Origin of the sequence: Nonomuraea cavernae (genome assembly GCF_014646355.1) — a bacterium.
GTDB classification, from domain to species: Bacteria; Actinomycetota; Actinomycetes; order Streptosporangiales; family Streptosporangiaceae; genus Nonomuraea; species Nonomuraea cavernae.
The window spans coordinates 25,950-52,004 of record NZ_BMNH01000037.1; the positions used below are offsets into that span (position 1 = coordinate 25,950).

Genomic DNA, 26,055 nt, shown 5'->3' on the forward strand with positions numbered 1-26,055 from the left:
TCGGCGCCGTGCTGGCCTGAGCCACCCGGCCGTGATCATCCGAGTTACCAGGCGTAGTCCTCCGGCGCCGTCCGGTGGCCCGGGAAGATCTCGTCCAGCCGGGCCAGCGCCTTGTCGTCCAGCGTGATCTCCAGGGTCCGCATGGTGCCCTCAAGCTGCTCCAGCGTGCGCGGCCCGATGATCGGGGCGGTCACCGCGGGCCGCGTCAGCAGCCAGGCCAGGCCCACGTGCGCGGGGTCCTCGCCGAGGTCGTCGCAGAACTGCTCGTACTGCTCGATCTTGGCGCGGTGCTTCTCCAACTGCGCGACCATCTGGTCGGTCGCCGACCGGCCCTTGTCGATCTTGCGGAGCACGCCGCCGAGCAGGCCGCCGGCCAGCGGGCTCCACGGGATGACGCCGAGGCCGTAGTCCTCGCAGGCCGGCAGCACCTCCAGCTCGACCGCCCTGGTCAGCAGGTTGTAGTGCGACTGCTCGCTGACCAGGCCGAACGTGTTGCGTCTGGCGGCGGTCTCCTGGGCCTTGGCCAGATGCCAGCCGGCGAAGTTGGACGAGCCGACGTAGAGGATCTTGCCCTGCTGGCGCAGGATCTCCATGGCCTCCCAGAACTCGTCGAACGGGGTGTTCCGGTCGATGTGGTGTGCCTGGTAGATGTCGATGTAGTCGGTCTGCATGCGCTGGAGCGAGGCGTCGCAGGCGCGGCGGATGTTCAGCGCCGACAGCTTGTCGTCGTTGGGCCAGTCGCCCATCGGGCCGTAGAGCTTGGTCGCGATGACCGTCTTCTCCCGGCGCCCGCCGCCCTGGGCGAACCAGTTGCCGAGGATCCGCTCGGTGATGCCCTCGCCCTTTTTCCAGCCGTACACGTTGGCGCTGTCGAAGAAGTTGATGCCCAGCTCGTGAGCCCGGTCCATGATCGCGAAGGAGTCTTCCTCGCTGGTCTGGGGGCCGAAGTTCATCGTGCCGAGGCAGAGTGGACTGACCTGGAGCCCACTGCGTCCGAGGTTCACGTAATCCATGCACTCCACCCTAGGCACCTGGAGTCCACTCCAGGCCACAGGCTCGTCGTGATGATCCCCGGCCTCCTGCGTGCGGCGGTGCCCCTGTTCCCGCGTGAACCTCGTCGTGCTCCAGGGCGCGGGCTTCCACCGCCACAGCGCCCGGATCGGGCGGGTTCCGGTTGCGGCATGATGGCGGCGTGGGGGATGTCCTGATCAGAGCGCTCGCCGTGACCGCCATGACCGCCGTGACCTGTGCCGTGACGGCGGGCCCGGCCTTCGCCGACGACGCGGGGGAGAAGCTGTTCACCTTCCGGGACTCCCGGATCACCGAATCCAGCGGCCTGGCCGTGTCGCCCACGCACGACGGCGTCTACTACACGCACAACGACAGCTCCGACGCGCCGGTCTTCTACGCGGTCGGTCCCGACGGGCGTACGAAGGCGACGTTCCACCTGCGAGGGGCCGAGGCGCGCGACTGGGAGGCGATGGCCGCGACCAAGGACCCCTCGACCGGACGGGGCGTGCTCTGGTTCGCCGACATCGGCGACAACCTCGACGGCGCCTGGCCCGACATCTCCGTCTACAAGGTGACGGAGCCGCAGAGCCTGCGCGACGCCACGCTCCCGGCCGTGCGCTACCGCTTCCGCTACGAGGACGGCGCCCGTAATGCCGAGGGCCTCATGGTCCACCCCAGGACCGGGCGGCTCTACGTGGTATCCAAGGAGTTCGCGGGGTCGGTCTACGCGGCGCCCAAGCGGCTGCGCACCGACCGGACCAACATCCTGCGCCGGGTCGCCGCCGCGCCACTCATGGCCACCGACGCCGCCTACGCGCCCGACGGCTCGTCGTACGTCGTCCGCACCTACTTCTCCGCCACCCTCTACAAGCCCTCCGGCGAGTCGATCGCCAAGGTGTCGATGCCGGAGCTGGCGCAGGCCGAGTCGATCGCCTACACGGCCGACGGCAGGTCGCTGCTCACCGGGTCTGAGGGGAAGTCGAGCCCGGTCTACCGGGTGCCCGTCCCCGAGCGGGCCCTCGCGCCCAGCCCCCGCCCCTCCAGCACGCCCTCGGCGCGGCCCGAGGCCGCCAAGGAGTCGGCCCGCCCCGTCGTCGCCGAGGAGCGAGCCGGGCTGAGCCTGCGTGACGTGCTCGTCTGGCTGGCCGCCGCCGTGGCCGCCATCGGGGTGATCGCCTTCATCGCCCGCCGTACGCGCTGAGGTCCTCGGCGGCCTGGCCGTACGGTGCCGTCGGTGACGTGCGAGCGTCACGCACGTCAGGGGCGGCGCATGGTGGCGGTGAAGAGGCCGCCGCGCAGGGCGCGTTCGACCACCTCGATCGAGCGCGACAGGCGGACCAGTCGCGGACCCTCCTCGCGGTAGGCGTCGAGGACCGCCTCGATGGCGTGCGGCGGCAGGTGACCCTTGAGGTCGACGGCGGCGCCACGGTAGCCGGCGCGGGCCGCCTCGACCTCGGCGTTGACATGGTGGCTCGCCATCCTGGCCAGCGCGATCGGGTGCCGCCTGAGCACCTCGTAGGCTCGGTAGTCGGGCGGCACGGCGTCGAGCAGCCAGGCCACGGCGGACGTCTCCCAGTCGGGGACGCTCGGCGGGCGGACCTCGGCGGGCCACTCTGGCGGGACGTACATGAGACTATCGTACTCACGTTCGATTCGGTTGCCGGAACGTGGTGCTTGGGTGGCCCGTAAGAATATGGCGCGCGCCCGGCTGACTCCAGGGAACTGGCGCGGTCCCTCGCGGCGATTACCGCCGAAGATCGATCATCAGCGCGAGGAGACCGAGTGAGGTTCACACGAGCGGCGGTTCTGGGGGCGGTGATGGCCGCGGGCATGGTGACCGCGCCGCCGTCTGCCGCCGTCTGCCGCCGGAGCGGCCGAAACCGCGCAGGCGCAGGTCAGGATTGTCGATCCGGTACGACCTGGCCGACTATCGGACCGGCGGCATCCCGTCCGATCCAGGCGTACGGGCGAGAACCGCGGACCTGGCGAGGGTCACCGCGACCTTCCGGGCCCAGACCGCGAGCTCCGTCCCGGCCGCCTTCGAACGCAGCGCGGCCTTCCGGGACGGCGGCAGGATCATGTTCAACGGCCCCACCGCGGTACAGGCTCCCGGGACGTTGATCAACTACGTCACCCCTCATCGTGAGCTGCTGTGGCATGGGTGGTTCAGCGACGCCTCCGGTGTTTACCAGCTGTCGGACGAGCAGGGGCGCGCCCTGCGCCGCGGACACCACGCCGAGCTGTGGAACGCGGCGGTCACCGGCCCTGCTGCGCCCACCCTCACCCGGACGGGTGACGTCCTGCACGAGGCCCGGCTCGAGAACTGCCGGCTCGACCGCCGGTGCGGCTTCAAGACCGAGCTGGCCGGGGCGGCCGCCACGTACACGCTCGGCGTGTCCGCCCGCAGGGACGTCGCACACTCGTCGCTGACGACGGCGATCGACTCGGTGTGGACGTTCGCCTCCGGGCGCACCACCGGCACCCGGGCTCTCGACCTGCCGTCGGTGAAGTACACGCCCGAAGGTCTGGACGCCCACAACAGGGCCAGGGCCGGATCGGACACCACGATCACCATCGCCGGGACGGCGAGGCGTTGCGGACGCTGCAGGTGGAGGCGTCCTTCGACGACGGCCGCACCTGGCGGCCCCCGCGGGCGCGACCGGCGGTCTCGGCGGTGAGGCGCGGCCCGCAAGCTCTCACCGCCGTTCCCGGACCCTGCTTGATAGGTAACCCAACTGAGCGCTAGCTTGGCTGGCATGCGCGTCCTGGTGACCGGTGCCTCGGGGTTCGTCGGCGCGCACGCGACCGTCGCCATGGCCGCCTTGGGGCATGAGCCCCACCTTCTGGTGAGAAATCCGGAAAAGGTGGTACGCGTCCTCGCAGCCCTGGCCCCGCCCCAGGAGTGGCCGATCCACCAGGCCGACATCCGCGATGCCCCGGCCGTACGGCGGGCCCTGGAGCGGTGCGACGCGGTGCTGCACGCGGCGGCCGACATGGGCGTCACCGGTCACGCCACCGACCTGCGCGGCACGAACGTCACCGGGCTCGCGAACGTCCTCGGCCAGGCCGCCGAGCTGGGCCTCGACCCGATCGTGCACGTCTCCACGGTGGCCGTCTTCGTCCCGCCCACAGGGCCGATGATCACCGTGGACAGCCCGCTGGCCTCCCCGCGCAACGGGTACGGCCGGTCCAAGGTCGAGGGCGACCGCTACGCCAGGGATCTGCGCGGCGTCACCATCGTCTACCCCGGCGGCGTCGCCGGGCCGCACCAGCCCACGCTCGACGGGCTCAACGAGGGGCTTCGGGCGGGGCTGCGCTCGGGCTGGCCGATCGTGCCGGGCGGGGTGAGCGTGCTCGACGTCCGCGACCTGGCCGTGGCGCTCGCCCGCTGCTTCGTGCCCGGCCAGGGCGCCCGCCGCTACGTACTCGGGGGAAATTTCCTGACCTGGGCGGAGATCGCGTTCCTCGCCCGGCGGCTCACCGGGCGGAAGGGCAGGACGCTCAGGATGCCCGGCACGCTGCTGCGCGCGCTGGCGGCGGCCCTCGACGGCGTCAAGGGGCTGGGCCTGCGGGTCGCCTACCCCCTCACCCGCGACGCGGCCGATTTCATGCTGACCCTGGTCCCCACTCACGACACCACCGCGCTCAAGGAGCTCGGCGTCACATTGCGCCCTGCGGATGACACCGTTTCGGATACATTGCGGTGGCTGGTAGCGGAAGGGCATCTGAAACCTCGCGAAATCGGCAGACTGGCGCCGTGATGGAGAAGATCGGAGTCGTCGGGGCAGGCATCGTCGGGCTGGCGGTCGCTCGCGAGCTGGCCGCCAGGGGTGCCGAGGTGACCGTGCTGGAGAAGGAGCACCGGGTCGCCGCGCACCAGACCGGGCACAACAGCGGCGTCGTGCACGCGGGCATCTACTATCCGCCGGGCTCGCTCAAGGCCAGGCTGTGCCGCGAGGGCGTGGCGCTGCTCAGGGAATACTGCGCCGAGCACGGCCTGCCGTACGAGGAGGTCGGCAAGCTGGTCGTGGCGAGCACCCGCGCGGAGCGGCCGTTGCTGCGGGAGCTGGCCGAGCGGGCGCGGGCCAACGGTGTGCCCGGTGTCGCCGAGCTCGACGGGCTCGGGCTGCGCGAGATCGAGCCGCACGCGGTCGGTGTCGGCGCTGTCCACTCCCCGCGCACCGCCATCGCCGACTTCCCCGCCATCGCGCGCCGGCTCGCGCTCGACGTGGTCGAGCTGGGCGGTTCCGTACGGCTCGCGCACCCGGTCAGGGCCATCAGGGAGAGCTCCGGGGGTGTCCAGGTCATGGCGGCCCGCCGGAGGTTCACCTTCGACCGGCTGGTGGTCTGCGCCGGGCTCGGCACCGACGCGGTGGCCGCCATGGCGGGCCGGCCGGGAGAGGTGCGGATCGTGCCGTTCCGCGGCGAGTACTACGCGCTGGCCGGCGCGGCCCGTGACCTCGTGCGCGGCCTGATCTATCCGGTGCCCGACCCGCGGTACCCGTTCCTGGGGGTGCACCTGACCCGGCGCCTCGACGGCGAGGTCCTGGTCGGGCCGAACGCCGTGCTGGCGCTCGCCTACGAGGGATACAGCTGGCGGGATGTTCGTGATCTCGGGCAGATCGCCGGCTGGCCGGGCACCCTCCGGATGGCCCGCCACCACTGGCGCACCGGCGTCAAGGAGATCTACGGCTCGCTGGCCAGGCGTTCCTTCCTCAACGCCGCCCGCCGCTACGTGCCCGAGCTGCGTGCCGGTGACCTGCGGCGGACCGAGGGCGGGGTGCGCGCCCAGGCCGTGGCGCGAGACGGCGGCCTGGTCGACGACTTCGCCGTGGACGTGCAGGGCAGGGTGGTGCTCGTCCGCAACGCACCCTCGCCGGCCGCCACGTCGAGCCTCGCCATTGCGCGGCACATCAGGGGAATTGTCCCAGCACTCGCCCGATGAGGGCATCCTTGGGGGTGATGGACGCACGTTTGCTGATCGTCGAGGACGATCCCAACATCCTCGAACTTCTCGCCGCGAGCCTGAGGTTCGCGGGCTTCGACGTGACCACGGCCAAGAACGGCCACGACGCCGTCGCCTCCGTGCAACGGCACCAGCCGGACCTCGTCGTACTCGATGTCATGCTGCCCGATGTGGATGGGTTCGAGATCGTACGGCGAATCCGCGGCGGCGGAATGCACACCCCCGTGGTCTTCCTCACCGCCCGCGACGAGACCGAGGACAAGATCCGCGGCCTGACCATCGGCGGCGACGACTACGTGACCAAGCCGTTCAGCCTGGAAGAGGTGGTCGCCCGGATCCAGGCGGTGCTCCGCCGCACCAGCGGTGACCTGCCGGCTCCGCCGCCCAGGCTGACCTTCGCCGACATCGAGCTCGACGAGGAGAGCCACGAGGTGTGGCGCGGCGGCCACGCGGTGGCGCTCTCGCCGACCGAGTTCAAGCTGCTGCGCTACTTCATGACCAACGCGGGCCGGGTGCTGTCCAAGCCGCAGATCCTCGACCACGTCTGGGACTACGACTTCCGGGGCGAGGTGGGCATCGTCGAGTCGTACGTGTCGGTGCTCCGGCGCAAGATCGACAACCGCACCCCGAGGCTCATCCACACCCTGCGAGGCGTCGGATACGTGCTCCGCCTGCCACCGGCTTCCTGATGGCCGGGCTGCCGCTCAGGATCAAGCTGATCGCCGCGATGCTGGCCCTGCTGGCGCTCGGGCTGACGTTCATCGGGCTGGTCAGCGTCTCGGTCCTGCACGGCTACCTGATGGACCGGGTGGACAGCCAGGTGCACCTGGTCTCGGTGCGGATGCAGAAGAAGCTGGAGTACGACCGCGAGCGGCGGGAGAAGGGCAAGAAGGTGAGCGACAAGCCGTTGCTCATCGAGTCCGACACGATCGTCCTGGTCCGCGATCCCGCCGGGACGCTGACGCCGCTGCAGGTCGAACGCGACGTCGACATCAAGCCCAAACCGGTGCTGTCGGTGGCGCCGGAAGCCGTCATCTACACCGCCCCGGCCATCGCGGGCGACGGCCAGTGGCGGGTGCTGGAGACCTCGGCCGCCGGCACCGAGTTCGTGGTCGCGGCGGACCTGACCGAGGTCACCGAGATCACCCGGCGGCTCGCCCTCATCGAGTTGCTCGGCGGCAGTGGCATCCTGCTCATCCTCGCCGTCGGCGGCGTGACGATCGTCCGGCGGAGCATGCGCCCCCTGTCCGAGATCGAGCACACGGCCGAGGCCATCGCCGCCGGCCAGCTCGGCCGCCGGGTGCCCGATGGCGACCCCCGTACGGAGGTCGGGCGCCTGGCCCGCTCGCTCAACGGGATGCTCGCGCAGATCGAGACGGCCTTCGCGGCGCGCTCGGCGTCCGAGGCGGCGGCCCGCCGCTCCGAGGACCGGATGCGCCAGTTCGTCGGCGACGCCTCGCACGAGCTGCGCACCCCGCTGACCTCGATCCGCGGCTTCGCCGAGTACGCCAGGCAGAACCCGGGCGCCGACCCCGCCGAGCTGATGCAGCGCGTGGAGAAGGCCGCCGGCCGGATGAGCCTGCTCGTGGACGACCTGCTGCTGCTCGCCCGCGTCGACCAGCAGCGGCCGCTGCGCATGCGGCCCGTCGACATGCTGGCGCTGGCCGCCGATGCCGTGCAGGAGGCTCGGATCCTGGCGCCCGGACGCACCATCGGCCTCGACGTCGTCGGCGGCGCCGCCCTGATCGTCTCCGGCGACGAGGTACGGCTGCGCCAGGTCGTCACCAACCTCATGACCAACGCCCTCATCCACACCGACGAGGACAGCCCGATCACCATCCGGGTCGGGGCCGGAGCCGACACCGTGTTCCTGGAGGTGGCCGACAAGGGGCCCGGCCTCACCTCCGAACAGGCCGAGAAGGTCTTCGAGCGGTTCTACCGGGCCGACTCGGCCAGGTCGCGCCGCCGCTCGGGCGAGGACAGGGGCAGCGGGCTCGGGCTGGCCATCGTGCAGGCGCTGGTGTGGGCCCACGGCGGGACGGTGACCCTGGAGAGCTCCCCGGGGGTCGGCTCCACCTTCCGGGTCGAACTCCCACTCGCCTTGGAGTGAGCCTTCAGCTATTCCTCAGGTCCCTGGGTCACGCTAGGCAGGTGACCCAGGGACCTGAGGCGCTGATCATGGTGGTGGACGACGAGCCCAGCATCAGGGATCTGCTCTCCGCCAGCCTGCGCTTCTCCGGTTTCGAGGTGCTGACGGCAGCCGACGGCTACGAGGCCGTCGAGGTTGCCGAGCGGACCTCACCCGACCTGGTGGTGCTCGACGTGATGCTGCCCGACCTCGACGGGTTCGAGGTGGCCAGGCGGATCACCGCGCCGGTGCTCTTCCTGACGGCGCGCGACGCCACCGAGGACAAGATCGCCGGGCTCGGCGTGGGCGACGACTACGTGACCAAGCCGTTCAGCCTGGAAGAGGTACAGGCCCGGATCCGGGCCGTGCTCCGCCGGACCCGGGGCGAGAGCACCCCGGTCAGCCGGCTGAAGGTCGCCGACCTGGAGCTCGACGAGGACTCCCGCGAGGTTTGGCGGGCCGGCCGGTCGGTCCGGCTGTCGCCGACCGAGTACAAACTGCTCCACTACTTCATGTCCAACGCCGGTCGGGTGCTGTCCAAGGCGCAGATCCTCGACCACGTATGGAACTACGACTTCGGCGGCGACGCGGGCGTGGTCGAGTCCTACGTCTCCTACCTGCGGCGCAAGGTCGACGACGTGGAGCCGCGGCTCATCCACACGCTTCGCAGCGTCGGCTACGTGCTGAGAGAGCCGCCGGCGGGCTAGGCGCGAAACGCCGCCACCTGCGGTGGACCGCCGAACACCGTCCCCCGTAGCGTGGGCGGTATGGACCTGCTGGGCGCGTTGGAAGCACTACGCCGCCGGCTCGACAGCGAGTTGTTCCCGCTGGAGATCGGCGAGGCCGCGGCCGACCGGCGCGCGCTCCGGGAGCTGACCGGGCAGCTCGACGACTACCTGCTGCCCCGGCTGCGCGCGATCGACGCGCCGCTGCTGGCCGTCGTGGGCGGCTCCACCGGCGCGGGCAAGTCCACCCTCGTCAACTCGCTGGTCGGAGCCGACGTGGCCGAGCCCGGCGTGCTGCGGCCCACCACGCTGGTGCCCACGCTCGTGGTCAGCCCGGCCGACCACGACTGGTTCATGGGACCGAACGTGCTGCCCGGCCTCTCCCGCGCCACCGGCTCCGCCGTAGGGGCGCTGCGGGTGGTGACGTCCGAAGCCCTCGGCGAGGGGCTGGCGCTGCTCGACGCGCCCGACATCGACTCGGTGGTGACCGCCAACCGGGAGCTGGCCGCGCAGCTGCTCGCCGCCGCCGACCTGTGGCTCTTCGTCACGACCGCCGCCCGCTACGCCGACGAGGTGCCGTGGAGCTTCCTGCGCTCGGCCCGCGAGCGCAGCACCGCGCTCGCCGTGGTGCTCGACCGGGCGCCGCCGGAGGCCGTCGAGCCGGTCACCCGCGACCTCGAACGCCTCCTCGTCGCCAACGGGCTGGACGGCACCCGGCTGTTCACCGTTCCGGAGGCGGTGCTGTCCTCCGAACGCGCCCGGCTGCCCGCCGAGCTGGTCGAGCCGATCGTCAGCTGGCTGACCGAGCTGGCCGCCGACGCGGCCGAGCGGTCCCGGGTCGTCCGCCAGACCCTCTCGGGCGCGCTCGACAGCCTGGCCGCGCGGGTGCCGTCGCTGGCCGCGGCCGTCTCCCGGCAGCAGGCCGGCTTCGACGGGCTGCGCTCGATCGTGGCGGGGGCGTACGCGGGCGGGATGGCCGACTTCGACGAGGGCATGCGCGACGGCTCGCTGCTGCGCGGTGAGGTGCTGGCCCGCTGGCAGGACTTCATCGGCACGGGCGACCTCATGCGGTCGCTGGAGAGCCGGGTCGGCTGGCTGCGTGACCGGATCGTCGGGTTCTTCACCGGCCGGGTCCCTGCCGTGGAGCTGCGCGACGCCCTGGAGAGCGGGGTCGAGTCGCTGATCAGGGGGGCGGCCGACGCCGCCGCCGAACGCTCCCTGGACGGCTGGTCGGCCGCGCCCGGCGGGCCCGGCATGATCGAACGGGTCGGGGCCGTGGAGGCCGCCCGGCTCGGCCGCGCCTCCGCCGACCTCGGCAAACGGGCCGAGGCGGCGGTGCGCGGCTGGCAGGAGTTCGTCCTCGACCTCGTACGCCTGGAGGGCGGCGAGCGGCGCACCACGGCCAGGGTCGCCTCGTTCGGGGTGAACGGGGCAGGGTTGCTGCTGATGCTGGGCGTCTTCGCCTCGACCGGCGGGCTGACCGGCATCGAGGTGGGCATCGCCGGCGGCACCAGCGTGCTGTCGCAGAAACTGCTGGAGGCGATCTTCGGTGACCAGGCCGTGCGCACGCTGACGGCGCGGGCGCGAGACGATCTGCGGGAGCGGGTGCGGGGATTGCTGGACGAGGAGGCCGCGCGCTACACGGCGCTGCTGGAGTCCATCGAGCCGGCCGAGGGCACGGCCGACGCCCTGCTCGCCGCGGGCGCGTCGGTGCGAGCGCACAGCGGCGACCTGCCCGCCGCATCCGTCCGGCCGTTGTCTCCCGGCGCCGACGCGGGCCGTCCTGACGCGGCCCGTCCTGAGGCGGGTGGTCCTGAGGCGGGTGGTCCTGAGGTGGGCCGTCCTGAGGCGGGTGGGGACGGTTCGGCGGGGTCTCCTGGTTCGGAGGGATCGTGAAGTTGCTGCGCCGCAAGGAGGGGCCGTCGCTCGACTCGCGGCTGGCGGCCCTGCTGGAGGCCGCCGAGCTGGGGGAGGGGCGGCTGCCCGAGGAGGCCGTGTCGGGGGCGCGGGCGGTGGCCGAGCGGGCCGGCGTGCGGCGCGACCTGTCGGTGGCCCACACGGTGGTGGCTCTCGCCGGGGCCACCGGGAGCGGCAAGTCGTCGCTGTTCAACGCGCTGGCCGGAGAGCAGGTGGCGGTCGTCGGGGTCACCAGGCCCACGACGTCGGCGGCCCAGGCGGCCCTGTGGGACGGCGCGGGCGCGGGTCCGCTCCTCGACTGGCTCGACATCTTCGAACGCCACACCGCCGCGCCGTCGCCGGCCGCCACCGGCGACCTGTCCGGACTCATCCTGCTGGATCTTCCCGACCACGACTCCATCCGGCTCTCCCACCGGCTGGAGGTCGACCGCCTGGTGGAGCTGGTCGACCTGCTGGTGTGGGTGGTGGATCCGCAGAAGTACGCCGACGCCGCGCTGCACGAGCGCTACCTGCGCCCGCTGGCCAGGCACCGCGACGTGATGGTGGTGGTGCTCAACCAGATCGACCGGCTGCCGCCCGACGCGGTTCAGCGCTGCCTCGACGACCTGCGCCGCCTCCTCGACGAGGACGGCCTGTCCGGCGTCCCGCTGCTGGCCGCGTCCGCCCGTACGGGCGTCGGCGTCGACCGGCTCCACGCGCTGCTGGACGAGCGGGTCTCCGAGCACGTGTCCTGGGCGGCGCGCGTGTCGGCGGACGTGTCCACCGCCGCCGTCCTGCTCACCGACGCCGCCACCCATCGGCCCGGACCGGGTACGCCGGCCGAGTTGGGAGCCAGGTCGGACACGCCGGACAGGCCGGGGGTCAGGCCGAGGGTCAGGCCGGGGGTCAGGCCGGGGACGCCGGCCGCGCTGGGGCACGGGCCGGACACGCCGGACACGCCGAGGGTCGGGCCGGGGACGCTGGCCGCGCTGGGGCACGGGCCGGGGACGCTGGCTGTGGGCCGTGACATCGCGGTCTCCGGTGAGCCCGCCGCTCTGCCCGCCGTCAACGGTGGCGCGTTGGCGGGGCGGGGGCTCACGAAGTCGCTGTCGGAGGCCGCCGGGGTGCCGCTCGTCGTGGCGGCCGTGGCCAAGGGGCACCGCCACCGGGCCGTCGTCGCCACCGGCTGGCCGGTCACCCGGTGGCTGCGCAAATTCCGGCCCGACCCGCTGCGCCGGCTGCGCATCGGCACGGGCGCCTCCGGCCGTGACGGCGCCCCCGAGATCGTCGGGCGCACGTCCGTGCCGGCCGCGAGCACCGTACAGAAGGCGCAGGTCGACTCCGCCATCAGGGACGTCAGCGACGCCGCGGCGGACGGGCTGCCCGAGCGGTGGGCGGCGGCGGTGCGGCGGGCCGCCCGTTCGCGGTCGGCGGAGCTGGCCGACGCCGTCGACCGGGCCGTGGCGACGACCTCGCTGCGCGCGACCAGGAGACCGCGCTGGTGGACGGCGGTGGGCGTGCTGCAGTGGCTGGTGTTCGCGACCATGGCCGTGGGCGGGCTCTGGCTGGGCGTGCTGTTCGCGATGGACTATCTGCGGCTGCCCCAGCCGCCGCTGCCGACCGTGGGCGAGGTGCCCTGGCCGACCGTGCTGCTCGCCGGAGGCGCGCTGGCCGGCGTGCTGATCGCGCTGCTGTCGCGGCTGGCCGCCTGGGCGGGCGGGCGTCGCCGTGCCCGCCGTACGGCCAAAGCCCTGCGTGCCGCGATCGACGAGGTGAGCGGCGCGTACGTGCTGCGGCCCGTGGAGGAGGAGCTCGCCAGGTACACCAGGTTCCGCGACGCCGTCGCGCTGGCCCGCGCCTGAGGGACGTCAGAACGGGTCAGCCGCCGCCGAGCGGGCCGGCGACCGCGAGGAGGGCGTCGAGCAGGGGGCGTAGGAGGGGGTGGGCGTCGGCGCCGCGCCGGATGGCGGCGAAGACGCGGCGCTCCGGCCCGGGAGCGGGGCGTACGACCACGCCGGAGAGCGCCATGTCCCGCAGCGCGAGCCGGGGCACGAGCGCCACCCCCGAACCGGCGCCGACCAGTGCCACCACGGCCCGGAAGTCGTCGGAGCAGTGCGCGAAGCGCGGCGTGAATCCCGCCCGCTCGCACGCGAACGCGATCACGTCATGCACGGGATTGCCGGGATACGGCCCGATCCATGTCTCGTCACCGAGGCTGCCCAGCGAGATCGGCGGAGGCGACCCGCCGATGTCGCCCCCGGCGGACGGTGACGCTGCGATCAGTCCGCCGAGGCCCGCCAGAGCATGAGGTGCCGAGTGATGACCGCTGGCCGCCAGGGCGTGGTCGTGCGGGAGCACCAGGTCGAAGGGCTCGGCGTACAGGGGAAGAAGGGACAGGCGGCGGTCGGTGGCGTCAGGGGCGCCGCGGTATTCGACCGCGATCGTCAGATCCGCCGTGCCGTCGAGGAGCATGGTCAGGCCGTGGTCGCCCTCGGCGTCGCGTACCCGGATCCGCAGGCCGGGCGCCTGCTCGCGCAACCGGCCGATCGCGGGGGAGAGCACGGCGCTGATCGCGGTGGCGAAGCAGGCCACGGTCACCTCACCGGCCGCGCCCGTCGTGTAGGCGGCGACCTCGGCCTGCGCGCGTTCGAGCTGGGCGAGCACCTCGTTCGCGTGCCGGATCATGATGCGCCCGACGGCGGTGAGATGCACCCCGCGCCCGTCGCGGGTGAGCAGCCGGTGGCCCACCTCGTGTTCGAGCGCGGCGAGCTGCTGGGACACGGCCGACGGGGTCAGGTGGAGGGCGGCGGCCGCGGCGGTGACCGTGCCGTGGTCGGCCACCGCGCGCAGCGTGCGCAGGCGCCGCGTGTCTATCACGGAGCGAGGATACAGAGCGCGCGGCGCCCGGCCGACCGGTCAGCCGCGCGCCTGGACGAACGCCTCCACGGCCCGGTCGACGTCGTCGGCGGTGTGCGCGGCCGACAGCTGGACCCGGATCCGGGCCTTGCCGTGCGGCACCACCGGGTAGGAGAAGCCGATCACGTAGATGCCCAGGTCGAGCAGGCGCTCGGCCATCGCGCCGGCCGCCGCGGCGTCGCCGATCATCACCGGGACGATCGGGTGGTCGCCGGGCAGGAGGTCGAACCCGGCCCGCGTCATCTTGTCGCGGAACCTCGCGGTGTTGGCGCGCAGCCGCTCGCGGGCCTCGCTGGACGTCTCCAGCAGGTCGAGGATGCGCAGCGAGGCGGAGGCGATGACGGGGGCGAGGGAGTTGGAGAACAGGTAGGGGCGTGAGCGCTGGCGCAGCAGGTCGCAGATCTCCTTGCGGGCCGACACATAGCCACCGCTGGCCCCGCCGAGCGCCTTGCCGAGCGTGCCGGTGATGATGTCGACCCGGTCGGTGACGCCATGCAGCTCGGGAGTGCCCCGGCCGGTGGGGCCGACGAAGCCGACGGCGTGCGAGTCGTCGACCATGACCATCGCGTCGTAGCGGTCGGCCAGGTCGCAGATCTCGGCGAGCGGCGCGACATAGCCGTCCATGGAGAACACTCCGTCGGTGACGACCAGCCTGCGCCGCGCGTCGGACGCCTCCTTCAGCCGGGCCTCCAGCTCGGCCAGGTCACGGTTGGCGTAGCGCAGCCGCCGCGCCTTCGACAACCGGATGCCGTCGATGATGCTCGCGTGGTTGAGCGCGTCGGAGATGACCGCGTCCTGCTCGTCGAGCAGCGTCTCGAAGACGCCGCCGTTGGCGTCGAAGCACGAGCTGTAGAGGACGGTGTCCTCCATGCCGAGGAACTCCGACAGCCGGGCCTCGAGCTCCTTGTGCACCTCCTGGGTGCCGCAGATGAAGCGGACCGAGGCCATGCCGAAGCCCCACCGGTCGAGCGCCTGCTTGGCGGCCTCGACGACGGCCGGGTGGTCGGCCAGGCCGAGATAGTTGTTGGCGCAGAAATTGAGCACCTCGCGCCCGGCCACGCTCACCGACGCGCTCTGCGGGGTGGTGATCACTCGCTCGGGCTTGAGCAGCCCGGCCTCGGTGATCTCATCGAGGGTCGTACGCAACTGCTCGCGCACGTTCGTGAACATCAGGTGCCTCCGCTCGTGTCGATGGTCGCGGCCGCTTCGGCCTTCGTTGGCTCGTGCCTCGCTCTCTCAGGCCGAGCTCCTCCGCTCCAGTCCAAAATGACCTTGCCGGTGCGGCCGCTCGCGGCCGTGTCGAAGGCGGCGTCGAAGTCGTGGTAGGAGAACCGGTCGGTGATCACCGGTGACAGGTCGAGCCCCTTCTCCAGCAGGACCGACATGTTGTACCAGGTCTCGTACATCTCGCGACCGTAGACGCCCTTGATGGTGATCATCGACGTGACCACCGTGGCCCAGTCGATCGCGAACTCCTCGGCGGGCAGCCCGAGCATGGCGATCCTGCCGCCGTGCGTCATGCTCGCGATCATGTCGCGCATGGCCTGCGGGTTGCCCGACATCTCCAGCCCCACGTCGAAGCCCTCGCGCATGCCCAGCCGGCGCATGCCGTCGGCGATCGAGGTCTGGCCCACGTTGAGGGCGAGGGAGACGCCCAGTTTCGCGGCCAGGTCGAGACGCTCGGGGCTGACATCGGTGATCACGACGTTGCGGGCGCCCACGTGGGTGGCGACCGCCGCCGCCATCAGCCCGATCGGGCCCGCGCCGCTGATCAGCACGTCCTCGCCGACCAGCGGGAACGACAGCGCGGTGTGCACGGCGTTGCCGAACGGGTCGAAGACGGCCGCCACGTCGGGGTCGACCGGGGTGCGGTGCACCCACACGTTGGAGGCGGGCAGCGTGACGTACTCGGCGAACGCGCCGTCACGGTGGACGCCCAGGCCCACGGTGTTGCGGCACAGGTGGCGCCGGCCGGCCATGCAGTTGCGGCACTTGCCGCAGACGAGGTGGCCCTCGCCGCTGACCAGGTCGCCGACCGAGATGTCCTCCACGCCGGGCGTGACCTCGACGACCTCGCCGCTGAACTCATGTCCCACGATGAGGGGAAGTTTCAGGGTGTGTTGGGCCCAATCGTCAAATTTCCGGATATGAAGGTCGGTGCCGCAGATGCCGGTACGCAGCACCCTGATCAGCACCTCGCCCGGACCAGGCACCGGCTCCGGCACGTCGACCAGCCACAGACCGGCTTCGGCCCTCTCCTTGACCAGCGCTTTCATGGCTCAATCTCCCCCTCATCCGAACCCTACGCACTGTGCCCGGTCCCCAGCGGGCATGTCCATCGAGGGATTCTTAAGTGCCCCCACAGCTCCGCTTCACGCCGCAGGCCGGATGGTGAGGCGCCCGGGACGGGGGGCTAGATTGCTGCCGTACCTGGAGGAGAGGACGTCTGTGGAAGACCTGCGCATCGGAGTCGTCGGCCTCGGCCTGCGCGCCAGCCTCGCCCTGGCCGCGCACCGGCCGGGACGGGGATCGGTGGTGACCGCCCTGTGCGACTCCGATCCGGCGGTGCTCAAGCGCCAGGCCGAACGGTTCGACGCCGACTTCCTGACCGAGGACCACCGCCGGCTGCTCGACCGCGACGACCTCGACGCGGTCATCGTGATGACGCCCGACGACACCCACGAGCGCGTCGCGATCGACTGCCTCCAGGCCGGCAAGGCTCTCTACCTGGAAAAACCGCTCGCCATCACCGTCGACGGCTGCGACAACATCCTGCGCGAGGCCCGACGCACCGGCACCCGCCTGTACGTCGGCCACAACATGCGCCACATGGGCGTGGTCCGGCTGATGCGCGACGCCATCCGGCGCGGCGACATCGGCGAGCCGAAGACCGTCTGGGTGCGCCACTTCGTCTCCTACGGCGGCGACTACTACTTCAAGGACTGGCACGCCGACCGCAGCCGCACCACGGGCCTGCTCCTGCAGAAGGCCGCGCACGACCTCGACGTGATCCACTGGCTCGCCGGCGGCTACACGACCAGGGTCAACGCCCTCGGCGACCTCATGCTCCACGGCGACCTGCCCCGTCGCGCCCCTGGCGAACCACGCCCCGAGGGGTGGCTGCGGGAGTTCGAGTGGCCGCCGACCAGCCGCACCGGCCTCAACGACGTCGTCGACGTCGAGGACGTGTCGGTGATGAACATGCGGCTGGACAACGGCGTCATCGCGGCCTACCAGCAGTGCCACTTCTCGCCCGACTACGTGCGCAACTACACGGTGATCGGCACCGAGGGGCGGCTGGAGAACTTCGGCGACCGGCCGGGCGACACCGTCAAGGTGTGGAACACCGGGCCGTCCGCCTACCGGGACGACGCCGACGTCACCTACCGGGTGCCCGACGCCCAGGGGACGCACGGCGGGGCGGACACGGCGATCATGGCTGAGTTCTGCCGGTTCGCCAGGGAGGGCGGGGTGACCGACACCTCGCCGGTGGGGGCCCGGATGAGCGTGGCGGCGGGCTACATGGCCACGATGTCGCTGCGTGACGGCGGCATGCCGTACGACATCCCGCCCCTCGATCCGGAGCTGGCGGCCTACTTCGACGCCGGCCAGCGCTGACCCGTCTCTGGCGGGGCTCTGTCGGGTCGCGCCTCAGCGGGCCCTCGCTTTGTGTAGTCAGTACGGAACTTTTAGTAGGGACTCCAGGGGTGGAAAGGGTGTGCCAACCCTGCCACCCTGTTGCAGGGTTGCTACATGGTCGGTCGAGGTGGACACCGGAACAACGAGATCAACGCGGTGCTCAAGGCCTTCCGCGAGATCAACAGTGGCGAGTGAGCAAGAGGAGACCTCATGACCATCTGGGACTTCCGGGTCATGCTCAACCGTGAGCCCGACTCTGATGAGTACGACCGGCTCGTTGAGGCGGGCATGGACGACTGTGTCCTGACCGGAGGTTCCCAGCCCTCCCTCATGTGTGATCGTGAGGCGGACAGCCTCCTGGAGGCCGTCGTGTCCGTCCTCGCACAGATCAGACAGGTCAACGGACTGTGGGGCGTCAGCGTCGGGCATGGTGACGCGGTGACGCTGGGGGATGCGGCTCGGCGGCACGGGGGGCGCACTCAGGCGAGCCTGCGGCAGCTCGCCAGCGGTCAGCGTGGCCCGGGCGGCTTTCCGGAGCCGCTCATGGAGGCCGACAACGTCAGCGTCTACTCGTGGGCCGAGATCTCCGACTGGCTGCGCACCACCATGGGCGACGACCTCCCGCCCGGCAACCGCGACCTCGCCCTCGCCGACGCGGCGGTCAAGCTCGCCTGCCGGGCCAGGGCCATGCGCCAGGAGCCCCTGGTGCGCCGCCTCCTCGAAGTCGCCTGACCGCCCCGCCTGGCCGCCCGGACGGCGGGACTCGGTCGTACGCGCCCGAGGCCGGAGATGCGAACGGTGCCCGTCGCGGGGACGGGCACCGTCCGGATGGAGTGGCGGGTCAGCGTTCCTGGTGTTCGCGGTCGAGGTCGGGGAAGGGCGTGGCCGGCTCGTTGGCGGCCTGGGTCAGCTGGCGGGGGCCGGCGGGAGTGCCGGCGTCCTGGGCGTCGGCCACGGCCTCGGCCGCCGCCTCCGAAGCCTTGACGACCTCTTCCTCCTCCATGGCGGACGACTCGGGCACCTCGCGGGTGGCGGCGGACCTGGGCAGCGACTCGGTGAACGCCTTGGACACGCCCTGCAGGGCCGAGGTGACCTCGCTGGGGATGACCCAGAACGTGTTGCCCTCGCCCTGGGCGAGCTGCGGCAGCACCTGGAGATACTGGTAGGCGAGCAGCTGGGGGTCGGGGTCGTTGCGGTGGACCGCCTGGAAGACCTGGTCGATGGCCCGTGACTGACCTTCGGCCTCGAGGATGGCGGCGGTGCGCTGGCCCTCGGCCCGCAGGATGCGGCTCTGCTTGTCACCCTCGGCCGTGAGGATCTGCGACTGTCGCTGGCCCTCGGCGTTGAGGATGGCGGCCCGCTTGTCACGTTCGGCCCGCATCTGCTTCTCCATCGCGTCCTTGATGGTCTTGGGCGGGTCGATCGCCTTGACCTCGACGCGGTTGACGCGGATGCCCCACTTGCCGGTGGCCTCGTCGAGGACGCCACGCAGCTGGCTGTTGATGGTGTCGCGGGAGGTGAGGGTCTTCTCCAGGTCCATCGAGCCGATCACGTTACGCATCGTGGTGACGGTGAGCTGCTCGATCGCCTGGATGTAGTTGGCGATCTCGTAGGACGCCGCCCGAGGATCGGTGACCTGGAAGTAGAGGACGTTGTCGATCTCGACGACCAGGTTGTCCTCGGTGATGACCGGCTGCGGGCGGAAGGTCACGACCTGCTCGCGGAGGTCGATCATGGGGTAGACGCGGTCGATGTAGGGGATGACGAAGTTGAGGCCTGGCTTGAGCGTGCGGTGATAGCGGCCGAGGCGCTCCACGTTGCGCGCTCGGGCCTGAGGAACGATCCGCACGGCCTTGAGCACCGTGAACGCCGCGAACAAGATGATGAGAATCCCGACTACCAACACCGGATCCATGATCACTCCCGGGGATATACGAGGGCCGTCGCGCCCTCGATCTCGATGACGTCTACGGTCGCCCCTGCGGGGATCACCAGGGTCTCGTCATAGGCGCGGGCCGACCATTCCTCGCCGCCGATGCGGACCCTGCCATCGCGCCCGGTGACCTCGGCCACCACGTAGGCGGGCTTCCCGACCAGTGCTTCCACGCCGAAGCGTTGCAGTTGTGGCTGACGGACGTTACGCATGGCGATCGGCCGGATCAGGACGAGCCCGGCCGCTGAGGACAGGATGAAGACGAGTAGTTGAAAAGGAACAGGCAGACCGATGGCGGCGGTGGCCGCGGTGAGGAGGGCGGCGGCGCCGAGCAGGCCGAGCGCCATGGTGACCGTGAAGATCTCCGCCACTCCGAGGACTACCGCCAGGATTATCCAGATGATCCATTCATCCATGCTTCGGCCCTCCTGTTAGGACAACGGGCCTGTGTCCATGACTGTTCCCTTCCCCTACCGTAGTCGCCGTTTCACCGCTGCGGCAGGGGTGAGGTGGTGTCGGCGATCATCTCATGGGGGTCGGCGAGCGCGCTGCCGACGAGCCACCTGTCCCAGGGCAGCTGCCAGAATCCCCAGCCGTTGTTCCAGGCGAGCTCGCGGTCGGTGCCGGTGATCGTCACCGGGTCGCCGCGCAGGCTGCCGGCATAGAACCAGGCTGCCTGGTCGGGCCGGGCGTTGACGCAGCCGTGGCTGACGTTGGCCCTGCCCTGGGCCCAGAGGTTGTCCTTGGCGTGTACGTACTCGCCGCTGTCGGAGATGCGGACGGCGTGGTCGATCAGCACGTCGTAGTAGCCGGGGTCGCCCTCCTCGCGGCCCGGCGAGATCATGCGGACGGGGTTGCCCTTGTCCATGGTCAGGTGGACGCCGCTGGTCGTGGTGTATTCGGGGGTGGTGGCCATGCCGGCGCTGATCGCCATGCGTTGCACGACCCGGCCGCCGCGCCGGACCTCCATCTGGTGGGTGCGGGTGTCGACCGTGCTGGTCTGCTCGCGGCCCACGGTGAAGGCGAACGTGCGGTCGGCCGTGCCGTGGACGCCGGGGGCCGCGCGCACCCCGGCCAGGTGGGCGGTGACGGTGACCTGCTGCCGGGGCGCCCAGTAGGCGCGGGGCCGGTAGACGGCCTGCGTGTCGCTGGTCCAGCGCCAGGCGCCCTCGACGGGGCGCGCCGTGCTGACCTCCAGCGCGCGCTCCACGGCCGCCTTGTCGCGCACCGGGGTGTCGAAGTCGAGGATGATCGGCATGCCCACCCCGACGGTCTCGCCGGGCATGGGCACGGCCGAGGCCAGCCCGAAGGCGCGCTCGGCCGGGCGGGTGCGGAACCGGCCCACCGTCACCGTCGGCGCGCCGCTCGGGGACGCGGCGGTGACGGACACCGTGTATTCGGTCCCCGGTTTGAGGGTCCAGTCGGAGCGCCAGAAGGTGCCGGTCGCGTCGAGCCTGCCCGGCACGGGCACGCCCGCGGCGTGGGCGACCACCTTGCGCAGCGTGCCGCCCCGCGCCCTGACCTGCAGCCCTTTCTCGGTGGGGGCCTGCCTGACGTCGAAGGCGGGTGACACCCGGACGACGGCGGGTGCGGGCGACGGCGCCGGGGCGGTCACCGCGGCGCAGCTCGTGGTGACGAAGAGGGCGACGACAAGGATCATCGCGGCTCGCCGCATCTCACTCCTGCTCTCCGGGGAAGGGAACCCTCAGAGTAGCGGCGAGTCACGGAGTGAGCACGTCGAGTGATCTATCGGACGGTTCCGACAACCTCTCCCAAGGAGCGTCCGGCGGCGGTGGCGCGGAGGGTCACGGTGTCGCCGTCCTCCAGAAATGTCCTGGTCTCGCCGCTCGCCAGCTTGATCGGGTCGCCGCCGTTCCAGCTCAGCTCGATGAGCGAGCCGCGCTCCTCGCGTTGCGGGCCGGAGATCGTGCCGCTGGCGAACAGGTCGCCGGTGCGCAGCGACGCGCCGTTCGAGGTCAGGTGGGCGAGCATCTGGTCGGGCGTCCAGTACATGCTCGGGTACGGCGGCCGGGAGACGATCTCGCCGTTGAGCCACACCTCGACCGTGATGTCCAGCCCCCAGTCGCCCTGCCTGCGCAGGTGGCCGAGCGGCTCGGGCTCCTGCGGACGGCCGGGGATCCGGGGCAGCGCCTCCAGCGGGGTGATCCAGGGCGAGATCGAGGTGGCGAACGACTTGCCCAGGAACGGCCCGAGCGGCACGTACTCGAAGGACTGGATGTCGCGCGCGCTCCAGTCGTTGACCAGCGTCACCCCGAACACGTGCTCCTCGAACGCCCCCGCCGGGGAGCCGAGCTCCGAGGGGACACCGACGACGAAGCCCAGCTCGGCCTCGATGTCGAGTTTGGTGCTCGGCCCGAACACCCCGGCCCGCAACTGGCCGCTCGGCCGCCTGATCGGCGTGCCGGACACCACCACGGTGCCCGCCCGGCCGTGGTAGCCGACGGGCAGGTGGCGCCAGTTGGGCAGCAGTGGCTCGGCGTCCGGCCGGAAGATGCGGCCGATGTTGGAGGCGTGGTCGAGCGAGCAGTAGAAGTCGACGTAGTCGGCCACCTCGAACGGCAGGTGCAGCCGCACCTGCTCCAGCGGGATCAGGTGCGCGTCGGTGACCGAGCGGTCGGTGGAGAGCTTCTCCTGGATCAGCGCGCGCGTGTCGTGCCAGGCGGTGTGCCCGCGGGCCATGAAGGGGTTGAGCGAGGGGGCCGCGAACACCTCGTCGTGCAGCGCGGCGGCCAGGTCGAGCACCTGGTCGCCGTAGCGGACCCCTACCCGGGGCGCTTCGCCGCGCCGGGAGAACACTCCGTAGGGCAGGTTGTCCAGTCCCCAGCTCACGCTTCCTCCTCGATCAGTCCGAGTGCGCGCAGGTCCTCCAGGGGCGCGCTGGTGTTGCAGGAGCCGTAGCTGACCAGCAGCCGGCGGGCGTGCTCGGCGGTCTCCGGGGAGACCGACTCCGCCATCCGCACCAGGTGGCCCACGTCGGTGGTGCGCAGCATCGGCGCGGGGTCGCGGTGCTCGGCGGCCTCGCAGACGGCGAGCAGCAGGTTGAGGAAGCCGTGGCGGTCGACGCCGAGCGACGGGTCGAAGTGGCGGATGGCGTGGTGCAGCCCCGCCGTGGCCTTGAACGGGATGTCGTGGTCGGCGCAGAACCGGATGAACGCCGCGAGGTGTTCGACCGGCGGGAACGCCTCGGCCGTCTCGCCGCCGCAGCGCACCTTCAGCCCGACGCCCTCAGGCACGTCGGCGTTGCCCTTGCGGGCCGGCACCTCGACGAACAGCCGCACCCCCGGCGGCAGCCGGTCGGTCATCTTCCGGGCCAGCTCGGCGACCGACATGTCGGGCGGCAGGCGTACCTCGACCAGGTCGACCGGCAGGTCCTCGAACGGCGGGAGGTCCGGCGTGTCGACGATCAGCCCGATGCGGCGCGGCCGGAAGCTCTCCCGGCGCAGGCCGTCGAGGCGGCTGGTCGGGCAGAGGAAGCGCTGGGTCAGGAGCGGATTGTTCCTGGCCTGGTCGCGCTCGTGGCGGCTCAGCGCCTCGTCCATGTGCAGGGAAGTCGGCGGGAACAGGCCCGCGTCGTCGACCAGTGCGGAGAAAAGACTCATCGTGACCAGGTCCAGGCGTATCCGGGATCCTCGCAGGACAGGGCGCCCTGACCGAGGTCGAGCGGGCGGAACGTGTCGACCATCACGGCCGTCTCACTGGTGGTCGTGACGCCTTGGGCGACGGCGTCGATGACCGCCTCCACCGCTCCTGGCTGCGGCCCGTGGGTGAATCCGGCGGGATGCAGTGAGATGGAGCCGACGTCGATGCCGGAGCCCCTGCGCGCCGTGTAGTCGCCGCCGACGTAGAACATGAACTCGTCGGAGTCGACGTTGTGGTGGTTGTACGGGATCGGCACCGATTCGGGATGGAAGTCGAGCGGGCGCGGACAGAACGAGCACACCACGAAGCCGGGCCCCTCGAACGTCTGGTGCACCGGCGGCGGGGCGTGGGTCCGCTTCACGATCGGCTCGAAGTCCTCGATGTTGAACGCGTACGGGTAGAGGCAGCCGTCCCAGCCGACCACGTCGAACGGGTGGTGGCGGTAGACCAGCCTGGTCAGCCCGCCCCGGGTGCGCACCAGCACCGGCACCTCCTCACCCTCGGCGAGGAGCGGCTCGGCGGGCCCGCGCAGGTCGCGCTCGCAGTAGGGGGCGTGCTCCAGGAACTGGCCGTGCTGCGACAGGTAGCGCTTGGGCGGCCTGATGTGCCCGGACGCCTCGATGACCAGGGCGTTGACCTGGCCGGCGGGCACCCAGCGGTGGATCGTCCCGGTCGGGACGACGACGTAGTCGCCCTCGCCGGCCTCGATGACGCCGTACGTCGACTCGAACCTGACCCGGCCGCACTGGATGTAGACGCACTCGTCACCCATCGAGTTGCGGTAGAGCTCGCTGGGCGCGTCGCTGGTGGCGTACGACAGCCGGACGTCGGCGTTTCCGGCCAGCAGGATGCGGCCGGACACCAGGTCGCCGGCTCCGGTCAGGTCCTGGGTGCGGAAGTGGCGCGGGGACAGCGGCAGGTTGGGCTCCAGGCGCGACTCCGTGACCGGGGTGACCGCCTCGGCTTTGATGATGGCGGTGGGCAGGTGGCGGTGGTAGAGCAGCGAGGAGTCGGACGAGAACCCCTCCTCGCCCATCAGCTCCTCGGCGTACAGGCCGCCGTCCGGCCGCCTGAACTGCACATGACGCTTACGGGGCACCTCGCCCACGACGCGGTAGTACGGCATCCGCCCCTCCCCGGGAGTCCGTTTATCGGACGCTTATGTCCTCTATATGTGATTACCGTCGTTCATCGCCCACCCGATGTCAACCCGGTACGGGCGCGGTCAGCCCAGCGCGTCGGCCAGTTCGGCCGCCGCCGCGACGACCCGTGGTCCGGCCGACTCGTCCAGCGAGCCGAAGGTCACCACCCCCACTGACGCCTCCAGCCACGGCAGGCCGCTGACCGGGGCCGCGATGCCCCGGGCTCCCTCCTGCAACTGCCCCTCTGTCACGAGATAGTCCGTCCGGCCTTGGCGAAGGCCCAGGATCGCCTGCCCCGCCGCGCCTTTCGCGAGCGGATGCCGCGAGCCCTCCCGGTAGGCCACGTGCATGTCGGTCCACGACGGCTCGACCACGGCCACGGCCAGCCCGTCGTCGCCCTCGGCCACGGTCAGGTGCGCGGTGGCGCCGACCTGCTCGGCCAGCCGGCGCAGCGCGGGCAGCGCCGCCTGGCGTAGCAGCGGCTGCACCGCCTGGGCCAGCAGCAGCACCCCGAACCCGAGGTGCACCCGGCCGTCGGCGTCGCGGCGCACGAAGCCCTCGTTGAGCAGCGTGGTCAGCAGGCGGTAGACCACGGGACGCGACAGCGACAGCTCGTTGCTCAGCTCGGTCGGCGTGCGCCCGCCTCTGCCGTCGGCGAGCAGGCGCAGGAGCCGGAGTCCGCGTTCGAGAGTCTGGGCTGATTCAGCGGGCATGTGGCCGATTATCTACGCGTGCCGTCCGATTGATGATCGCCTGACCCCTTGCGCCGGCAGGGATTCTCCGGTCACGGTGGTCCCATGAAATCGGTCATTGTGGTCGGAGCGGGCATTTGGGGGTCGTCACTGGCCCTGCGGCTCGCCGAGACGGGCTGGCGGGTGACGCTGGTCGAGCAACACAAACCCGGACATGTACGGCAGGCAAGCGCGGGCGAGACTCGGCTGCTGCGCTGCTCCCACGGCGCCGACGACTGGTACGCCCGGCTGGCCTGGAAGGCCCGGGACGGCTGGCGGCGGCTGGGCGAGCGGGCCGGCGAGGAGCTGTATCACGAGGCGGGCATGCTGTGGTTCGCCGGCACACCGGACGGCTGGGAGAGCGCCAGCGCCCGAGTCCTGAAAAATTTGGATATTCCGTGTGAGGTGCTGGACCCGGCCGACGGGGCCCGGTTCTTCCCCGACTTCCGGGGCGACGACCTCAGTTTCCTGCTCTGGGAGCCGAAGGCGGGCGTGATCAGGGCCCGCCGGGCGACCCAGGTGACCGCCAGGCTGGCCGAGGCGGCCGGCGTCAGGCTGGTCAGGGCGCGGGCGGTGCCGGTGGCCGGGGCCGAGTCGCCGTACGCGTGCGCGGTCGACGTCGACGGTGAGGTGCTGCGCGCCGACCGGGTGGTGTGGGCGTGCGGCGCGTGGCTGCCCCGGCTGTTCGACCTGGGCGACCAGCTGACCGTCACCAAGCAGGACACCCTGCACTTCGCGGTGCCCGCCGCGTGGACCACGCCGGGCACGCCCGCCTGGGTCGACTACGGCGCCTCCGCCTACGGGCACGGCGACGTCGACGGGGTCGGCATGAAGGCCACCTCCGACGTGGAGGGCGGGCCGTTCGACCCGGAGGACGGCGAGCGGGTCGTCGATCCGGCCGGGATCGAGCGGGTCAGGGCCTACCTGCGGCGCAGGTTCCCGTCGCTGGCCGAGGCGCCCGTGCTGTTCAGCCAGGTCTGCCAGTACGCGCTCACGCCCGACGCCGAGTGGATCGTCGCGCAGACGTCGCCCGGTGTCTGGCTGCTCGGCGGAGACTCGGGCCACGGCTTCAAGCACGCCCCGGCGCTGGCCGAGTACGTGGCCGGCGTGCTCGACGGCGCGTACGAGCCGGAGCCGCGCTTCGGCCCGCACGACCGCGTGCCGTCGCGCGGCCTGCGCACCAGCGGCGACACCGGATGACGGCGCCCAGCCGGAGGCGGGCCGGATAGCGGCGCTCAGCCGGAGGCAGGCGGGTGACGGCGGGTCAGCCGGAGATGGGCCGGGTGACGGGAGATGGCCGGGTGACGG

24 protein-coding genes are annotated in these 26,055 nt (G+C 71.7%); 12 read left to right on the forward strand and 12 right to left on the reverse strand.

All coding sequences use genetic code 11. The features are described 5' to 3' along the window. Positions 1–44: 44 nt before the first annotated feature. A complete protein-coding gene (locus tag IEY82_RS34955) occupies positions 45–1,013 on the reverse strand; it encodes an aldo/keto reductase (protein WP_189128563.1) in 969 nt (322 codons plus the stop codon). Positions 1,014–1,192: 179 nt separating this feature from the next. Between IEY82_RS34955 and IEY82_RS34960 the strand changes: the two genes are divergently transcribed. Further along, a complete protein-coding gene (locus IEY82_RS34960) occupies positions 1,193–2,212 on the forward strand; it encodes a hypothetical protein (protein ID WP_225264079.1) in 1,020 nt (339 codons plus the stop codon). A 56-nt stretch (positions 2,213–2,268) separates the two neighbouring features. Here the strand turns inward: IEY82_RS34960 and IEY82_RS34965 are convergent, their stop codons facing one another. Continuing rightward, positions 2,269–2,640 (reverse strand): hypothetical protein, encoded by a 372-nt coding sequence (locus tag IEY82_RS34965; RefSeq protein ID WP_189128564.1) that lies wholly within the window; start codon positions 2,638–2,640, stop codon positions 2,269–2,271. Between the two features lie 272 nt (positions 2,641–2,912). Between IEY82_RS34965 and IEY82_RS34970 the strand changes: the two genes are divergently transcribed. The 8 genes from IEY82_RS34970 (at position 2,913) to IEY82_RS39625 (ending at position 12,588) form a co-directional block, all read left to right on the forward strand. Continuing rightward, a complete protein-coding gene (locus IEY82_RS34970; RefSeq protein WP_189128565.1) occupies positions 2,913–3,689 on the forward strand; it encodes a hypothetical protein in 777 nt (258 codons plus the stop codon). A 78-nt stretch (positions 3,690–3,767) separates the two neighbouring features. Next, on the forward strand, positions 3,768–4,772 hold the full coding sequence (locus IEY82_RS34975) for an NAD-dependent epimerase/dehydratase family protein (protein WP_189128566.1): 1,005 nt from the start codon (positions 3,768–3,770) through the stop codon (positions 4,770–4,772). Beyond that, positions 4,772–5,956 carry an L-2-hydroxyglutarate dehydrogenase gene (lhgD, locus tag IEY82_RS34980; RefSeq protein ID WP_189128595.1) on the forward strand — a complete coding sequence of 395 codons (1,185 nt, stop codon included), beginning with the start codon at positions 4,772–4,774 and terminating at the stop codon, positions 5,954–5,956. The genes IEY82_RS34975 and lhgD overlap by 1 nt, the downstream gene beginning before the upstream one ends. Positions 5,957–5,973: 17 nt before the next feature. Continuing rightward, the gene (locus tag IEY82_RS34985) at positions 5,974–6,666 is read left to right on the forward strand and encodes a response regulator transcription factor (RefSeq protein WP_225264077.1); all 693 of its coding nucleotides are present in this window, start codon (positions 5,974–5,976) and stop codon (positions 6,664–6,666) included. Continuing rightward, positions 6,666–8,087, forward strand: a complete 1,422-nt coding sequence (locus tag IEY82_RS34990; RefSeq protein ID WP_189128568.1) for a sensor histidine kinase — start codon at positions 6,666–6,668, stop codon at positions 8,085–8,087. The genes IEY82_RS34985 and IEY82_RS34990 overlap by 1 nt, the downstream gene beginning before the upstream one ends. 68 nt (positions 8,088–8,155) lie before the next feature. Then, a complete protein-coding gene (locus IEY82_RS34995; RefSeq protein WP_225264090.1) occupies positions 8,156–8,812 on the forward strand; it encodes a response regulator transcription factor in 657 nt (218 codons plus the stop codon). 60 nt (positions 8,813–8,872) lie between these two features. Then, positions 8,873–10,726, forward strand: a complete 1,854-nt coding sequence (locus IEY82_RS35000) for a P-loop NTPase family protein (RefSeq protein ID WP_225264075.1) — start codon at positions 8,873–8,875, stop codon at positions 10,724–10,726. Next, complete coding sequence (locus IEY82_RS39625; protein ID WP_225264073.1) at positions 10,723–12,588, forward strand: GTPase; 1,866 nt, start codon at positions 10,723–10,725, stop codon at positions 12,586–12,588. Before IEY82_RS35000 ends, IEY82_RS39625 begins: the two co-directional genes overlap by 4 nt. A 16-nt stretch (positions 12,589–12,604) precedes the next feature. On the opposite strand, the gene IEY82_RS35010 is transcribed toward IEY82_RS39625, so the two are convergent. Genes IEY82_RS35010 through tdh form a run of 3 tightly spaced genes read right to left on the reverse strand, consistent with a single transcriptional unit; the run spans position 12,605 to position 15,918 of the window. Next, complete coding sequence (locus IEY82_RS35010; protein WP_189128570.1) at positions 12,605–13,603, reverse strand: LysR family transcriptional regulator; 999 nt, start codon at positions 13,601–13,603, stop codon at positions 12,605–12,607. A 39-nt stretch (positions 13,604–13,642) separates the two neighbouring features. Continuing rightward, positions 13,643–14,812, reverse strand: a complete 1,170-nt coding sequence (locus IEY82_RS35015) for a glycine C-acetyltransferase (protein WP_189128571.1) — start codon at positions 14,810–14,812, stop codon at positions 13,643–13,645. After that, positions 14,812–15,918: an L-threonine 3-dehydrogenase gene (gene tdh, locus IEY82_RS35020; RefSeq protein ID WP_189128572.1), complete on the reverse strand. Its 1,107-nt coding sequence runs from the start codon at positions 15,916–15,918 to the stop codon at positions 14,812–14,814. Before tdh ends, IEY82_RS35015 begins: the two co-directional genes overlap by 1 nt. A gap of 172 nt (positions 15,919–16,090) precedes the next feature. Here tdh and IEY82_RS35025 point away from each other — a divergent pair, with 172 nt between their 5' ends. Both IEY82_RS35025 and IEY82_RS35030 read left to right on the forward strand, forming a co-directional pair. Next, positions 16,091–17,260 (forward strand): Gfo/Idh/MocA family protein, encoded by a 1,170-nt coding sequence (locus IEY82_RS35025; RefSeq protein ID WP_189128573.1) that lies wholly within the window; start codon positions 16,091–16,093, stop codon positions 17,258–17,260. Positions 17,261–17,491: 231 nt separating this feature from the next. Beyond that, positions 17,492–18,013, forward strand: coding sequence for a hypothetical protein (locus IEY82_RS35030; protein WP_189128574.1), 522 nt, complete (start codon positions 17,492–17,494; stop codon positions 18,011–18,013). A 109-nt stretch (positions 18,014–18,122) separates the two neighbouring features. Here IEY82_RS35030 and IEY82_RS35035 read toward each other — a convergent pair whose 3' ends face one another. The 7 genes from IEY82_RS35035 to IEY82_RS35065 all read right to left on the reverse strand — a co-directional run bounded on the left by IEY82_RS35035 (position 18,123) and on the right by IEY82_RS35065 (position 24,729). Then, a complete protein-coding gene (locus tag IEY82_RS35035) occupies positions 18,123–19,196 on the reverse strand; it encodes an SPFH domain-containing protein (RefSeq protein WP_189128575.1) in 1,074 nt (357 codons plus the stop codon). A gap of 2 nt (positions 19,197–19,198) precedes the next feature. After that, positions 19,199–19,630 (reverse strand): NfeD family protein, encoded by a 432-nt coding sequence (locus IEY82_RS35040; protein WP_189128576.1) that lies wholly within the window; start codon positions 19,628–19,630, stop codon positions 19,199–19,201. A 71-nt stretch (positions 19,631–19,701) separates the two neighbouring features. Beyond that, positions 19,702–20,874, reverse strand: a complete 1,173-nt coding sequence (locus IEY82_RS35045; protein ID WP_229697774.1) for a L,D-transpeptidase — start codon at positions 20,872–20,874, stop codon at positions 19,702–19,704. Between the two features lie 86 nt (positions 20,875–20,960). Next, entirely contained in the window at positions 20,961–22,064 is a 1,104-nt protein-coding gene (fahA, locus tag IEY82_RS35050) for a fumarylacetoacetase (RefSeq protein ID WP_189128578.1), read from the reverse strand. Beyond that, entirely contained in the window at positions 22,061–22,834 is a 774-nt protein-coding gene (locus IEY82_RS35055) for a hypothetical protein (RefSeq protein WP_189128579.1), read from the reverse strand. The genes fahA and IEY82_RS35055 overlap by 4 nt, the downstream gene beginning before the upstream one ends. Next, positions 22,831–24,000: a homogentisate 1,2-dioxygenase gene (locus tag IEY82_RS35060; RefSeq protein WP_189128580.1), complete on the reverse strand. Its 1,170-nt coding sequence runs from the start codon at positions 23,998–24,000 to the stop codon at positions 22,831–22,833. Before IEY82_RS35060 ends, IEY82_RS35055 begins: the two co-directional genes overlap by 4 nt. A 99-nt stretch (positions 24,001–24,099) precedes the next feature. Further along, positions 24,100–24,729 carry an IclR family transcriptional regulator gene (locus tag IEY82_RS35065; protein ID WP_189128581.1) on the reverse strand — a complete coding sequence of 210 codons (630 nt, stop codon included), beginning with the start codon at positions 24,727–24,729 and terminating at the stop codon, positions 24,100–24,102. An 84-nt stretch (positions 24,730–24,813) separates the two neighbouring features. Here IEY82_RS35065 and IEY82_RS35070 point away from each other — a divergent pair, with 84 nt between their 5' ends. Next, positions 24,814–25,947, forward strand: coding sequence for an NAD(P)/FAD-dependent oxidoreductase (locus IEY82_RS35070; RefSeq protein ID WP_189128582.1), 1,134 nt, complete (start codon positions 24,814–24,816; stop codon positions 25,945–25,947). Positions 25,948–26,055: the final 108 nt, after the last annotated feature.

Excerpts from the sequence above, each read along its gene's own strand:
- tdh (WP_189128572.1), bottom strand. The coding sequence starts at position 15,918 with ATGAAAGCGCTGGTCAAGGAGAGGGCCGAAGCCGGTCTGTGGCTGGTC.
- IEY82_RS34955 (WP_189128563.1), bottom strand. The coding sequence starts at position 1,013 with ATGGATTACGTGAACCTCGGACGCAGTGGGCTCCAGGTCAGTCCACTC.
- lhgD (WP_189128595.1), top strand. The coding sequence starts at position 4,772 with ATGGAGAAGATCGGAGTCGTCGGGGCAGGCATCGTCGGGCTGGCGGTC.
- IEY82_RS35040 (WP_189128576.1), bottom strand. The coding sequence starts at position 19,630 with ATGGATGAATGGATCATCTGGATAATCCTGGCGGTAGTCCTCGGAGTG.
- IEY82_RS34975 (WP_189128566.1), top strand. The coding sequence starts at position 3,768 with ATGCGCGTCCTGGTGACCGGTGCCTCGGGGTTCGTCGGCGCGCACGCG.
- IEY82_RS35060 (WP_189128580.1), bottom strand. The coding sequence starts at position 24,000 with ATGCCGTACTACCGCGTCGTGGGCGAGGTGCCCCGTAAGCGTCATGTG.
- IEY82_RS35055 (WP_189128579.1), bottom strand. The coding sequence starts at position 22,834 with ATGAGTCTTTTCTCCGCACTGGTCGACGACGCGGGCCTGTTCCCGCCG.
- IEY82_RS34985 (WP_225264077.1), top strand. The coding sequence starts at position 5,974 with ATGGACGCACGTTTGCTGATCGTCGAGGACGATCCCAACATCCTCGAA.
- IEY82_RS35070 (WP_189128582.1), top strand. The coding sequence starts at position 24,814 with ATGAAATCGGTCATTGTGGTCGGAGCGGGCATTTGGGGGTCGTCACTG.
- IEY82_RS34965 (WP_189128564.1), bottom strand. The coding sequence starts at position 2,640 with ATGTACGTCCCGCCAGAGTGGCCCGCCGAGGTCCGCCCGCCGAGCGTC.
- IEY82_RS35045 (WP_229697774.1), bottom strand. The coding sequence starts at position 20,874 with ATGATCCTTGTCGTCGCCCTCTTCGTCACCACGAGCTGCGCCGCGGTG.
- IEY82_RS35015 (WP_189128571.1), bottom strand. The coding sequence starts at position 14,812 with ATGTTCACGAACGTGCGCGAGCAGTTGCGTACGACCCTCGATGAGATC.
- IEY82_RS35035 (WP_189128575.1), bottom strand. The coding sequence starts at position 19,196 with ATGGATCCGGTGTTGGTAGTCGGGATTCTCATCATCTTGTTCGCGGCG.
- IEY82_RS35065 (WP_189128581.1), bottom strand. The coding sequence starts at position 24,729 with ATGCCCGCTGAATCAGCCCAGACTCTCGAACGCGGACTCCGGCTCCTG.
- IEY82_RS34995 (WP_225264090.1), top strand. The coding sequence starts at position 8,156 with ATGGTGGTGGACGACGAGCCCAGCATCAGGGATCTGCTCTCCGCCAGC.
- IEY82_RS34990 (WP_189128568.1), top strand. The coding sequence starts at position 6,666 with ATGGCCGGGCTGCCGCTCAGGATCAAGCTGATCGCCGCGATGCTGGCC.
- IEY82_RS35030 (WP_189128574.1), top strand. The coding sequence starts at position 17,492 with ATGACCATCTGGGACTTCCGGGTCATGCTCAACCGTGAGCCCGACTCT.
- IEY82_RS35000 (WP_225264075.1), top strand. The coding sequence starts at position 8,873 with ATGGACCTGCTGGGCGCGTTGGAAGCACTACGCCGCCGGCTCGACAGC.